Here is a 12,809-nt window from a genome sequence, read left to right on the forward strand (position 1 = left end):
GAATGTATCAAATTTGTATCTATTCCAGATAAATATTAAATAATCGCAATTATTACAGACTTGCGAGTGTCTGACCAAGTGCCTTCAGTTCATCTTCTGCGTCCGGACCAGGTGTTCCGTTTACTGCGATACCTTCGCCATTTACAACTGTTGCGCCATCTGCAACGATACGATCCTCCCAGTCACGCATCCACTCCTGGTTGCCCCAGCCGTAAGAACCAAACAGTGCAATCTGCTTTCCAGCGATCACGCCATCAAGCTCACACATAAATGGCTCCATCTGTGTCTCTTCCAGCTGCTCTGCGCCCATAGATGGACAGCCAAGTGCGATCACGGATGCATCCTTCAATGCATCAACGCTTGCCTGATCTACCGTGATCAGCTCTGCCTCACCGCCTGCGGCTGCTACACCGTCTGCGATACTGCCTGCCATCATGGCTGTATTTCCTGTTCCGCTCCAATATACAATACTTACTTTGCTCATAACTTATCCCTTTCTTTTTGTTATATATTTGGCGTTTTGCAAGTCACAGCTCAGACTGCGATCTCCCGGATTGTCTTACCCTCCAGAATCTCCTGCAGCACATGCTCCCGTTCCTCGTCAAAACGCTGAAACAACTGTGTCATCTCCTGCTCATTGTGATAAACCTTCCAATATCCGTAAAAGGAAAAATTTTCTCCATCATTCTCCATAAATCCTAAGATGTCCTCGATCGGATACTCCAGGAAAGCTCCCATCTCATGTGGATATGCAATCTCTCCTCTGCTATACTGTTCCACACGCGAAAACAGTCTATGCAGCATCGCAGAAAAATCATCTGCCGGATAGCCATAACCACGCAGAAATTTCTGTACCTTCTCAGATAGAATGTAGCGTTTGAGTGCTTCTCTCCGATACAAAAATAACATGAATTTATTCGCTTTGATTTTTAGAAGATGATAAGAAATCCCTGTTCCCCGCACAAGCTTCCGGATCATGTAAAACTCCTGCATTGTCACTGTGATCAGATTCGAAGCCTTGCTTCCCTTGATCACCGGTGCACAATTGACCGCCATCATCACGGCTGTGTTTTTTTCGAGATCGTTTGATTGTTTGATTTGAACCAGTTCCTGTATCGGCATATCGTTTCCTCACCTTGATGCATATAAGTTAGTCTAAGCTAACTATATGCATCATACAGGAACTTATTATGAAAATCAAGAATTATATATGAGAAAATATATCATTTGTTGTTCTGTAATGGCATCAGGACAATTCCCTGTCCATGCTCCGTCGTATATTGCAATGCCTGTAGGTTCTCTAAGTCACCAGATACCCGGAGTGTGATCAATGCTCCATTTTTAATTTCTTTTATCTCCTCTGCGTCCGGGTAAGGAATCGTCACAGAAGCAACTGGCATATACTCCACCGCGCTCGCCGTGTACAGCTTATTTTCCCCAAGGACATCCCGTATCTGCACATTTTCATAGAAGTCCAGAAGTGTTGTTGTCTGCGCAAACTTCGTGTTGTTTGTCCATGCAAGCAGGATTGTCCCACTCTCTGTCATATAAACGATATTCTCCACGCTGTTATCATACTTCGTAAATGTGATCTTCCAGAGATATGCCGCATAGGTATCAAAGCTGGTGTCCGTGTAGCAGTAAAGTTCTGACGAATATGAATACAGATTGTCATACTGGATCTGCACGGAATACGGATACACACCCTGCTTGTAATAGACATCCAACTGCTTCTTCGCAAGTTCCACCGCTTCGACTTCATCCAGAAAGCCCTCTGTGATATCGCATTTTGTCATGTTACTGTCCCATGTGCCGGAGATCAGCTTGATCCGATCGACAGCCGAGAGATTTGAGGATGTATTGCGTGACATCATCGTTCCCGCTTCCAGATAATATTCCTCCGGTGCCACCTCGACGTGATTCGTCTGTTCCGTAAGCGTCCGTGCAAGCAGATATTTCGGTGCTACGATGCTTAGCACGACGATCAGCGCACAACAGACAAATAACAGTCCGACGCGTATTTTATTGTTCTGTAAGATTTTTTTCATGAAATACCACCCACATTGTTGTGCCTTCTCCAACTGTACTTTCGATCTCCAGCTTCTCCCCATGGCTTTCCACAATAGATGCCGCAAGCGAAAGTCCAAGTCCCGCACCGCCCTCTTTCCGTGAACGCGATTTATCTACCATATAAAACTCATCGAAGATTCTTTGTAAATGTTCTTCACTGATACCAACACCAAAATCCTGCACGCCAATCTGCACGCCATCGTCCGTCTGCTTCGCAAAGAACCGAATCTCACTTCCTTGCTCTGACGCCTTTCTGGCGTTGTCTATAATATTGATAAATGCGGATTTCAAAAGATTGCTGTCTCCCTCGATCCTCGCTTCCACCGTCGTACAGACAAGCGTCTGGTTCTTCTGCGCCAGGATTGGCGTCACACTCTCCGTAACCTCCTGCATGAAGTTCACAACCGAGATCAGTTGAAACTCAATCTTTCTGTGTTTCGTGTAAATAAAATCAAACAGCTTCATCGACATTGCCTCAAGACGTTTTCCTTCATGGAAAATATACGATGCCGCAAGCACCTGATTCTCCCTTTTCATCTCCTTGGAACGCAGCATGTCCGCATACCCGATGATCGTTGTCATCGGCGTTTTGACCTCATGCGTGAAATCTGCCACGAACTGTTCCTGTCGTGTCACCATTCCCTGCAGTTCATCCATATGCTCACACACTGCATCCGCCATCTGGTTGTAGGTCTGTGCCAGTGTACCTACTTCATCGTGACTGCGCAGATGCACGCGGCTCTCGTAATCGCCCTCTCCAAACTTCTTCGACGCCCGGTTCAGCGTCTCCAAAGGCTTCGTCAGAAGATATGTAATCACAAACACTGCCACCGTACAGCAAAGCACGACAATACCTAAAAGCAGGACAAAATACCGCCGTTCATTCTCCACCAGCTGATATGTCTCGGTGATATCCCGCGCATTGATAATATTCATCTTTTTGTCCTGAACCAGACTTGTTGAACAGGAAAACAGATAATACCGCCCGGCTTCCTTCGTGATCATGTACTGCTTCTGCCCGATCACTGCGGTACTCCACAGCTCCTCCGGGCAGGAAAGTTTATTGTCGTCTGCCGCAGAATGCACAACCTCCGCACCATCGTAGAACACATAGACACCTTTGTTGTTTCCGCCCATTTTACCTACGACATCGGCACTTAAATTCTTCATCTGATATACAAGATTCGATGGGGATGAATTGATCGTATCGAGCAAACGATACTCGATCGTCGATTGCAGCAGATTGTTTTCCTCGATCGAGGTTTTGATCTGTGCATCAAGCGCAAGCTGGAAATTCCGACGGATCATAAAGAATCCGACGGTTCCAATTCCAAGCGATAATAATATGATATTGATAATTACAACTTTATAACGAAACTTCACGAATCTTCTCTATTCCTTTAATCTTCCAGCCGGTATCCAACTTTGTAAATCGTCCTCAGCTTATCGGTCAGACCAAGTTTCTTACGGAGACGCTGTACATGCAGATCGAGGGTACGCGTATCACCGTAGCTGTCATTTTCCCAGACAAGCTCGTAGATTTTGTCCCGAAACAGGGTAATATTTCTGTTGCGCACAAATATCTCCAGCAGCATAAATTCTTTTGGTGTCAGTTCGACTGGTACACAGTCCCGCAGCACCGTGCGATTATCCGTATTGATGACAAGATCGCCATACACAAGCTTTGTCGCATCCTTATGGAACCGCCGCAGCACAACCTGTACACGCGCGATCAACTCCACGATCTCAAACGGTTTCACGATATAATCCTCAGCACCGAGATTTAATCCCCTGACACGATCATCCAGTCCTGCCTTTGCTGTCAGAAAAATCACCGGCGTTCCCGTCGGCTTGATATATTCCAACAATTCATATCCATTTACCTTCGGCAGCATGATATCCAGTAAAACCAGATCAAACGTCTGTGTCTCTATCTGATCCGCTGCCGCCATACCATCATATACACAGGTGCAGGCATATCCGGCATCCTCCAGATTCATCCGAATGAGATCCGAAATCGCGCGTTCATCCTCCACTACCAGTATCTTAATCATTCCTTCTTTTCCTCCGCCTCGATCACGACGCGTCCATCCTCGATGCGCACCTTGACCTTGTTCGTATCAATGCCTGCTGCCGCAAGCATATCATCGCTCAGCTGCACACGATGTGCCTTATCCAGCACGGAATATTCCTCATGTGTCTCATCCGTCATATCCGGTAATTCCAACTGATCCAGCATATCCCGGTAATGCTGTTTCAGGATCTTCTCTGTACTGATCTTGCCATCCGAAATCATGACAACACGGTCTACCTTATGTGCAAGTTTCATATCATGCGTGACTATGATGATCGTAAGTCCAAGCTCCCGGTTTAACTTCCGGAACAGATCCTGAATGTTCGAAGAAGTCTTTGTATCAACCGCTCCGGTCGGCTCATCGGCGAGCAGGATTTCCGGCTCGTTTGCAAGCGCGACTGCGATTGCCACTCTCTGCTGTTCTCCACCAGACATCTGTGCCGGGTAAGAATCCCGTTTATGCTCCATGCCAACTAACGCCAGCAATTCCTCTGCCTTCTCCCGCCGTTTCTTCGCGCTTTTATGGATTGCAAGCATTGGTGCCTCAATATTTTCCAGCGAAGTCAGATACGGAAACAGATTCCGTCCGCTCTTCTGCCATACAAACCCGATCTGTTTCTTCCGGTACTGCACCATCTGACGCTCTGTAAATTCCGCCAGATTCTGTCCATCCACGATGATCCGTCCGGCGGATGGCACTTCCAGACCTCCAACGATATTCATAAGCGTACTTTTTCCGCTTCCACTCTTCCCGATGATTGCCATCAGCTCCCCGCGGTTGACCGTCAGGTCAAGTCCCTGCAAAGCAAGCACCTCAACCTCTTTTGTCTTATAGATCTTCACGAGAGAATCGCAGACGATCAGAGGGGCAGTTTCCGCCAGATCTGCCTCCTCCGCCATGTCGTTTTTCCTATCTTCCAATGTATCATTCTCGTATTTGTCTGTCAATAATCTCACCATCCTCCAACTCATAGACAACATCGCCAAGCTCCATCAGGTTTGGATCATGTGTTGTCATAACGATCGTCACGCCTTCTTTCTCGATCAGGTTTCGGAACAACTGCATGACCCGAAGTCCAGACTCGGTATCCAGCGCTCCGGTCGGTTCATCTGCAAACACAACCTTCGGCCGGTGTGCCACTGCCCGCGCGATTGCGACCCGCTGTTGCTCTCCACCGGACATCTGTCCCGGCATATGCCGCATACGCTCTTCCATTCCGACCAAGGCAAGTGTCTCCCTGATTCGTTCGTCAACCTCCTTCGCGGTCAGCTCCGGTTCTGCCAGCCGCATTGCAAAATCCACATTCTCATATGCATTCATAATCGGGATCAACGCAACTGCCTGAAAGACAAACCCAATTTCTTTTCTTCGCAGTTGTTCCTTCTGTGCATCTTCCATCTCCGAATACACCTGTCCATCGAAACTGACATCTCCCTCTGTCGGTGCATCCAGGGCACTTAATATATTCATCAATGTGGTCTTTCCACTTCCAGAACGTCCCTTCAATATCGTAAGTTTCCCTGCCGGTATATCAATATCAACATGCTTCAAGGCGTAGAATTCGCCGTCACCAACCGGGAACATCCGTGTAATATTTCTTGCTTCAATGATATTCATAAGCGAAACTCCTACTCCTCTCCTAATTTCAATGCCTGCGTGATATTCAGACTCCGTACCAGCCGCCGCAGGATCACGATACACAGCAAAATCATAACCAGGAGCACCGCGACAAGCTTCAACACATCCATCTGGTCGAGATAGACATAGATGCTTAAGTTATGTTTCTGCGGCAGATAAATCACACCAAATAACCGCACAAACAGATATGTCGCCACACCGCCGCAGGCACCACCTGCCAGAATCGATGGCAATGTGGAAAACAGATGCTCGTTTACAAGCATACGGTTTATCTCCTTCTCGCTTAAGCCCATCGCCCGATATACACCAAATAACAATTCCCGCTGCCGGATCGATGAAATCCAGTAAATCAGGAATCCAATCATACATAGAATCAGTGCAATGACAAAGCTCAAAGTGAACATTCCGTTTGTAATGCGTATCATCGCTGTTTCCTTCATCGCATCAATATCCCGGTCCAAAGCGGTATATGCCGACAACTTCGTTCCACTCGCGTCGATCACAGCCCGTACCGCATCACTGTCCACGCCATCTGCCAGCTTGTACCATATCTCATATGGAGAAATCTTGAAGCTCTGCACCGTTTTCGCATAGTTTGCGACGATCAGATAATGCTCGGTTTCTTCTCCATCCTCATATGTATACTGTACAAAACCCGGCCACGCATCTACAACCGCTACAACCTTTCCGCTGATCGTACCGCGCACCGTCTCCTTCTTCATCACGGAATCCCCATATCTGGAACAATCCACAACATCCCCCACTTTGACCTCCAGTGCCGCTGCCAGATTCTTCGACAGAATCACACCATTTTCCTGCTGTGCCAGTTCATTTAAATATGTATACCAATGAACGTCTCTGTTTAGTTCCTCCTGCAAATACGCAGTCTCACCAAAATCTTTTGTATGGATTCCCATGAACTCACAGTTAGCAATCTTCGTTTTTCCCCGGCTTACCGATATATTGTTGGTTCGGATTACCTTTGCCATGCTCGTGCAAAGTCCCTGCTTGACCGGCTCGTCATATTTGACCGGATCTGGCTCCACATAGTTATAGTCGATATCATTGGCAGACACATAAAATGCCTGCATCTTCCATGTCTCCTGCAAACGGATATCGGCTCCATCTGCATAGCGGATCCGGTTTTCATAGTTCTGGTTGATCGTGCGCGCCGCATTGGCATTGAACAGTCCCATCGCCACGGTCAGAATCAAAAATACCGAGATAAAGCCCTGCTTGCGGAAGTTCCGCGTGATCTGTAAGAACGACGCGTACACTGCCGGACGCCACTTTTTTCTGCCGATATGATAGACAAGCTGCACAAGATAATGCAGCAACCGCAGCACAACAAGTCCCATCGCCACGATAAACAATACAGAATCTAAGAAGATCAACGGATCCATCTTCGCCCCAAGCAGTGCCCGTGCACGAATCTTATCAATCTCCTGATTGAAATTGTGAAGCAGATAGATTGAAACACCAAGCAACACGATATCCAGAAAATATTTTTCCCAGAACATCTTCTTGTTGATCTTCTGATCAGATTTTTGCTGTACGATCGATACCCCGGAATGAATCACGACCGGAATCAGGATGAACAGAATTCCAACGGCAGACGCCGCCAGTCCATAGACAAGCATCACTGGTGTAAAATGATACATCGAGAGATTCCCTGCATGGAACGTCAGGAAATCTGTGGTCGATGCAGCCAGCTTACAAAGTCCATATCCAAGTGGCGTTCCAATCAGCATTGCCACCAGACAGAGAATACACGCCTGCAATGCATAGAGCGCTACAATCTGGCTGCGGCGGTATCCCCGGCTCCGCATCATGGCGATCTCGCCCTGTTCTGTGTCGATGATCTGTCCAGTCACCATATAGATAAATGCAAGCACCAGACCAAGCAATGGAAGCTCCAATACCCAGAGCGTGATATCTATCGTTTTCTTGTCCTTCTGGTACTGCTTGAGCAGATTCAGGAACGAATCGGTAAAGCTCTCATCCTCCTTATGAAATTGCTCGATATAATATTGCACATCTGCTACATTCTTCTGATTGATCTTCGTATAATCAAGCAGCACATTGGTCGCATAGTTGATCTTTTCCGGTGCAAACTGCTTCACGATGGCATCAAAGGTTTCCTCACTTACAAACATCTCCTGTTCCATCGTATTCGGCGCTGTATACCAGAAGGTGTCTGTGCTGTCCGTCTCCTTGAAGATACCACAGATCTGCAGCTTCAGCGTTTCCCCGTCTGCATCTGTCCAAAGTGGGAATTCCAATGTCTCACCGACTGTAAAGCCGCAGGCATCCATCACACTCTCGGACAACATACAGCCATACAGATTCTCAGCATACGCATCGTAGTCCTCGCCGACAAGCACCTGTGTATGTGCCAGCATATCCGGCATATACGATACCCTCAGATATTTTCCTTTTCCACCATACGCGCCCTGTGCGGACTGTTCATCCAGCGTCAGAATAGTCTGCGTATTCACCGCCTTTATGGATCCAAGATATTTCTCCCATGTCTGCTGATACCCTTTCACACCGTCGAGCACAGCCGCAGCTGTCTGACGTTTCTCCGTCACATAAGCACCTGTTCTTCCGATCACCGTCGGATATGCCTCTGCTTCCTCACCTGCATTATGAAAGCTGTCCAGCAGCATCTTGTTGAGCGAGCCTGCCTTGAACATTGGCTGACAGGAAACCGCCGCCACAAGGAAGACAAGTCCCAGAAGCAGGCAGGTCGTCAACCATTTTTTGTTTTTAATTTTTTGTAAAACGAACCGTATCATCTTTTACTCCTCTTCCTCTGAAACTGGTCCCGCCAGTATATCTCCCTCCGAAATACCATTAAATATACATGCCACTACATCGCCCTTTTTATATTTGGATGTATCCTGTGCGCTGTTGCAGATTGCTGCATCCACATATTGTTTCTCGATATTTCCATCTACGATTTTCCACACATAATAGAAATCCCCGGATGTCTCCTTGCCTGAGTTCGCCTTCTCTGTGTAGAGCGCATCTGCCGGAATCGTGTACACATCCGAATAAGAAATCAGCGGATAGGAAATTATCTGACTTCCGGTCATATCCTCCACGGATGCGTTCCCGTCTAATTTCACATAGTACATCCGGCTGTCGTCCGTCAGACTCTGCGTGATATAGACACGATTCCCTACCGTCGTGACATAATACTCTTCCTTTGTTCCTTCCGTGATTCCGTTAGAACCACAGATGATGCCCTGTATCGTCTTTCCACTTTCCTCATCCTGCACCGATACAGGTGTCCCGTTCGCAACCTTGCTGTTTCCACCATACAATGCCAATTTCTCCTTCACCGGCGTATCAATCGCCAGAATATCCGAGTCAAGCTCCAGCTTGCCTCCGGTGTCTCTCCAGAAATCCAACACCTCGCCCTCCTGCTCAGCGCAGATTGACATAACACCTGTTCCGTCATTGTTACAGCTTGCCTCCGTATATGCTTCCTCTGACTGCTTGAGCTGATATGTATAATCCAGCGTCTGTATCTGAAAATCCAGATTCTCAATCTGAATATCGACATCCAGCATAGATGAAAGATTCGGATTTGCCTGTTCTTCTGCATCACCGTCGGTTGCTTTCTGTGCATCCGTACCGGTTGCAAGTGGTGTCTGTCCGGCAGTCAACGCTGCCTGCTTTTCCTGTTGCAGCGACTGAAGTGTATTCTCATGTGCCTGCACTGCTTTCGTGCGATTTTCTTTCATATCCTCAATTCCTGACCGCATCTCCGCCAGCTTCGCGCTGCCTTCATTCGTTCGAACCTTGAGTAACACATCGCCCTTTTGCACATAATCTCCATTGGATACACAGATTTCCTGAATTGTACCTTCATATGGAGATGTGTAATTGATCCGCATCGTATCTGCAATCGCATAGCGGTTTGTATAAAACATCGAATCATAATTCGTTGGAGCACTTACCGTATATTCCTCATATGCATCCGGCCATGCAGCCTCTGATGTATAATACACTTTTTCTCCCTCAGAAAGCCCGGATATCACCTCTGTATTTACCGTGTCACTGACTCCTGTCTCAATGTAGCGCTGTTCGCGCTGCTCCCCATTTTTTACATAGACAAATGATCCCTGATCGTCCTCATAGATAGAATCGTTTCCGACATACAGGACATCTTCCACGCGGTCTCTGACGAGATAAACGGCGATTACAGAACCGACTGGCGCGCTCTTTTGAGCATCCTCATACTGCATTCGAAGTGCCGGATATTTCTGCTGATTTTCGGCTGTCAGGCGCTCCTGTGTTGTATAGGCATACTCCCGAAGCGAAATTTTCGCGCCATCCTGTATCGTATAATAACGGTCGTATTTCTCCAGAAGCTTGTCTTTGATCGTTGTATTCTGTATCTGAATATATGTATCCTCATAATCTGCAATCGTGATAACATTCATCGAGCTTGTAACCTGATTGCCATATGTAAACTGACGCACATAAGAAACATACCCGCTTGCAGTTGCCTTGAGGGTTCCATCTTCAATGATCTCCTGCTGCTTCTGAATCTGATCATCGTAATCGGCAAGCTGGTGCTTGTAAAGCAGTTCATCATAATTGGCATTTTCCTGTTCCGTCTCGATCTCTTTTCCTGTTTTCGCAGCACTGTCAGAATCTCCCAGTTGATTTTCTCCCGCCTGTTTTAGATTCAGCTTCTGTATCGTGAGCTGTTGTTTCTGCACCTCCAGCTCACGTTTTTGCACGAGCAGACTCCGGGCTTCTTCCAGATCCTGTTTTGCCTTTTGTGCCGCTTCCAGATCCGCAGTAGCTACCACCTGTCCAGCTTCCACATAATCTCCAACGTCGACAAGGACTTCTGCCACGCTGACCTGTGTCGTCCAGAACACCGCATGTTCTGTTGGCACGATCGATCCATATGCGATTTTCAGATCGCCTACATCTCCCACAGATACTTCCCGGTACGATTCCGTTCCAGATACCGGTTCCAGCAAAGCTGGCGCATCTGCATATTTCGTTCCACAGGCAACCAGAGAGACCGCGCAGAGTACACTCATCAAAAATCCCAGCTGTCGTTTTAGTTTCTGTCCGATTCTCATTTTGCAATCACCACCTTGTCGCCCTCTTTTAAACCATCTTCAATCACTGTATAGCCATCAATCGTTGCCCCAGTCTGCACCTGTACGCCATGTCGGAATCCGTCTTCATCCAGCACATAGACGTAATTGTCATTTCCCACATACACGATTGCATCCTCTGGTACATACAGGACATTCTTGAGCACATTTTTCTCGATCTCCAGATTCAGTGAATCCGAGCTTGGCCGTTTCGCTGAGTCAACCAATGTAAATGTAAGCTGCCGTTTCATCCCGGCATCCGTATCCGACGCCAGCACATCAATCGCTGTCAATCTGACCTCATAGCTTCCAACGCCAAAAGTTGCCGTAAATGTCTGTCCTACCTCAAACGCATAATCATCCTCTGTCGTCGTAGTATAATTGTCCGAGCCATACAGGATCGTTACAACTGCATCTCCGGCATACACGGTTCCATAATCAAGCATATCCGACAGGCTGCTCACAATGCCGCTTCCCTCTGCCTTAATCGTATAAGCTTCCAGTCTTGCGTCCAGATCTTTGATGTACAGTCCTGCAATCTCCTGGTCTTTCTTTAACTGCTCGATACTCTCCTGGTGTTCATCTGTCTGATTAATTGCATCCAGCTTCGTATAATGGTCGATCAGAAGCGCATCCTCTTCCACACGGTTTTCATACTGTCTTCGTTCCTCCGTTATATCCTCCGAAGAGAAGGTGACAAGTGTGTCTCCATTTTGCACGACATCTCCAACATGGACAAATACCTGATCAACCTCCATCTCATCATGATCAGGATAGTATTCTTTCCGTTCAAACTGTTCTGATTTCAATCGCAGATCGAGCACCGGCGCAATGTCTCCATGCACGACTGGCTCGGTTGTGTATGTAATTTTCTCATATTCCGGTATCGTGATCACAAGATCATCCGTCTGGGTTTTGCCGGCACATCCGCTGAGCAGTCCCACACAGAGTACCATCACGGCTGCCATTCGTCTTTTTCTTATCTTTCTCACCACAATCTCCTCACAGTATCCTTTATTTTACTGTTCTTATCTTACCATGAAAATGTATCTAATTTGTATCAATTCGTATATATTATGACAAAAAAGAACTCCAATCTGCGGAAATCCGCAAATTGGAGTTTTATACGTTCTTCTTACTCTACAACGTAAGGGATAAGAGCTACGTGTCTTGCTCTCTTGATTGCAACTGTAAGTGCACGCTGATGCTTTGCACAGTTACCAGTAATTCTTCTAGGAAGAATCTTACCTCTTTCAGAGATGTATCTCTTAAGCTTGTTTGTATCCTTGTAATCAATTACTGCATTCTTCTCTGCACAGAATACACAGACCTTTTTTCTTCTACGAATTGGTCTTCTCTTCATAGGAGCGTCTGGACGATCGCTCTTCTCTGTCTTATTGTAAGCCATTACTAATTACCTCCATTTAATTTCCTTACTTAAATGGTAAATCGTTGCCTGTCAATCCTGTTGGAATATCCATGAATCCATCTGCACTGGCATTACCAGGTGCCGGTCTGTCTTCCTGCTGATATCCACCGCCGTTGTTTCCAGATGCATTCTTGCTCTCTGCAAACTCCTGCTCTTCTACGACAACTTCTGTTGTATAAACTTTATTGCCGTCCTTATTGGTATAGCTGCCTGTCTGAATACGACCTGTAATCGCAATCTTTGTACCCTGCTTCAAATACTTCTCAGCAAACTCTCCGTTTCTGCCAAATGCAACACAGGAGATAAAATCTGCTGTCTGCTCATTTCCAGAATTGTCTCTTCTCTGGAATCTACGGTCAACTGCAAGTGTATATCTTGCGATTGCTAAAGGCTCTGCAGCCTGTGAATATCTAACTTCCGGATCACGAGTTAAACGACCCATCAAAATTACTTTGTTCATCGGAAATC

General features: G+C 46.7%; 12 protein-coding genes. All 12 read right to left on the bottom strand.

Annotation, left to right across the window (positions count from 1 at the left end):
* Positions 1-52: 52 nt before the first annotated feature.
* The 12 genes from AAAT93_RS11425 to AAAT93_RS11480 all read right to left on the bottom strand — a co-directional run bounded on the left by AAAT93_RS11425 (position 53) and on the right by AAAT93_RS11480 (position 12,801).
* Positions 53-484 (bottom strand): flavodoxin, encoded by a 432-nt coding sequence (locus tag AAAT93_RS11425; protein ID WP_118373966.1) that lies wholly within the window; start codon positions 482-484, stop codon positions 53-55.
* A gap of 50 nt (positions 485-534) precedes the next feature.
* Positions 535-1,122 carry a DUF3793 family protein gene (locus tag AAAT93_RS11430; RefSeq protein WP_117780334.1) on the bottom strand — a complete coding sequence of 196 codons (588 nt, stop codon included), beginning with the start codon at positions 1,120-1,122 and terminating at the stop codon, positions 535-537.
* 101 nt (positions 1,123-1,223) lie between these two features.
* On the bottom strand, positions 1,224-2,048 hold the full coding sequence (locus AAAT93_RS11435; protein ID WP_117780333.1) for a hypothetical protein: 825 nt from the start codon (positions 2,046-2,048) through the stop codon (positions 1,224-1,226).
* A complete protein-coding gene (locus tag AAAT93_RS11440) occupies positions 2,023-3,453 on the bottom strand; it encodes a sensor histidine kinase (RefSeq protein ID WP_227573426.1) in 1,431 nt (476 codons plus the stop codon). The genes AAAT93_RS11435 and AAAT93_RS11440 overlap by 26 nt, the downstream gene beginning before the upstream one ends.
* 17 nt (positions 3,454-3,470) lie before the next feature.
* On the bottom strand, positions 3,471-4,124 hold the full coding sequence (locus tag AAAT93_RS11445) for a response regulator transcription factor (RefSeq protein WP_117780331.1): 654 nt from the start codon (positions 4,122-4,124) through the stop codon (positions 3,471-3,473).
* Positions 4,121-5,104, bottom strand: coding sequence for an ABC transporter ATP-binding protein (locus AAAT93_RS11450; RefSeq protein ID WP_331682259.1), 984 nt, complete (start codon positions 5,102-5,104; stop codon positions 4,121-4,123). Before AAAT93_RS11450 ends, AAAT93_RS11445 begins: the two co-directional genes overlap by 4 nt.
* On the bottom strand, positions 5,070-5,762 hold the full coding sequence (locus tag AAAT93_RS11455) for an ABC transporter ATP-binding protein (protein WP_117780330.1): 693 nt from the start codon (positions 5,760-5,762) through the stop codon (positions 5,070-5,072). Before AAAT93_RS11455 ends, AAAT93_RS11450 begins: the two co-directional genes overlap by 35 nt.
* Before the next feature lie 11 nt (positions 5,763-5,773).
* A complete protein-coding gene (locus AAAT93_RS11460; RefSeq protein ID WP_118671347.1) occupies positions 5,774-8,581 on the bottom strand; it encodes an ABC transporter permease in 2,808 nt (935 codons plus the stop codon).
* Positions 8,582-8,584: 3 nt separating this feature from the next.
* Positions 8,585-10,894 carry a biotin/lipoyl-binding protein gene (locus AAAT93_RS11465; protein WP_118671346.1) on the bottom strand — a complete coding sequence of 770 codons (2,310 nt, stop codon included), beginning with the start codon at positions 10,892-10,894 and terminating at the stop codon, positions 8,585-8,587.
* The gene (locus AAAT93_RS11470) at positions 10,891-11,904 is read right to left on the bottom strand and encodes an efflux RND transporter periplasmic adaptor subunit (RefSeq protein ID WP_021984139.1); all 1,014 of its coding nucleotides are present in this window, start codon (positions 11,902-11,904) and stop codon (positions 10,891-10,893) included. Before AAAT93_RS11470 ends, AAAT93_RS11465 begins: the two co-directional genes overlap by 4 nt.
* 143 nt (positions 11,905-12,047) lie before the next feature.
* Positions 12,048-12,320 (bottom strand): 30S ribosomal protein S18, encoded by a 273-nt coding sequence (rpsR, locus tag AAAT93_RS11475; protein ID WP_021984140.1) that lies wholly within the window; start codon positions 12,318-12,320, stop codon positions 12,048-12,050.
* Positions 12,321-12,345: 25 nt separating this feature from the next.
* A complete protein-coding gene (locus AAAT93_RS11480) occupies positions 12,346-12,801 on the bottom strand; it encodes a single-stranded DNA-binding protein (protein ID WP_117780326.1) in 456 nt (151 codons plus the stop codon).
* Between the last annotated feature and the right edge of the window lie 8 nt (positions 12,802-12,809).

The sequence above is a fragment of the Coprococcus hominis (ex Arizal et al. 2022) genome, assembly GCF_040094675.1.
Classification (GTDB): Bacteria; Bacillota; Clostridia; order Lachnospirales; family Lachnospiraceae; genus Coprococcus_C; species Coprococcus_C hominis.

What these genes read in the sequence shown, in the direction of transcription:
- AAAT93_RS11450 (WP_331682259.1), bottom strand. Translation starts at nt 5,104, where the DNA reads ATGGTGAGATTATTGACAGACAAATACGAGAATGATACATTGGAAGAT.
- AAAT93_RS11435 (WP_117780333.1), bottom strand. Translation starts at nt 2,048, where the DNA reads ATGAAAAAAATCTTACAGAACAATAAAATACGCGTCGGACTGTTATTT.
- AAAT93_RS11480 (WP_117780326.1), bottom strand. Translation starts at nt 12,801, where the DNA reads ATGAACAAAGTAATTTTGATGGGTCGTTTAACTCGTGATCCGGAAGTT.
- AAAT93_RS11430 (WP_117780334.1), bottom strand. Translation starts at nt 1,122, where the DNA reads ATGCCGATACAGGAACTGGTTCAAATCAAACAATCAAACGATCTCGAA.
- AAAT93_RS11465 (WP_118671346.1), bottom strand. Translation starts at nt 10,894, where the DNA reads ATGAGAATCGGACAGAAACTAAAACGACAGCTGGGATTTTTGATGAGT.
- rpsR (WP_021984140.1), bottom strand. Translation starts at nt 12,320, where the DNA reads ATGGCTTACAATAAGACAGAGAAGAGCGATCGTCCAGACGCTCCTATG.
- AAAT93_RS11445 (WP_117780331.1), bottom strand. Translation starts at nt 4,124, where the DNA reads ATGATTAAGATACTGGTAGTGGAGGATGAACGCGCGATTTCGGATCTC.
- AAAT93_RS11425 (WP_118373966.1), bottom strand. Translation starts at nt 484, where the DNA reads ATGAGCAAAGTAAGTATTGTATATTGGAGCGGAACAGGAAATACAGCC.
- AAAT93_RS11455 (WP_117780330.1), bottom strand. Translation starts at nt 5,762, where the DNA reads ATGAATATCATTGAAGCAAGAAATATTACACGGATGTTCCCGGTTGGT.
- AAAT93_RS11460 (WP_118671347.1), bottom strand. Translation starts at nt 8,581, where the DNA reads ATGATACGGTTCGTTTTACAAAAAATTAAAAACAAAAAATGGTTGACG.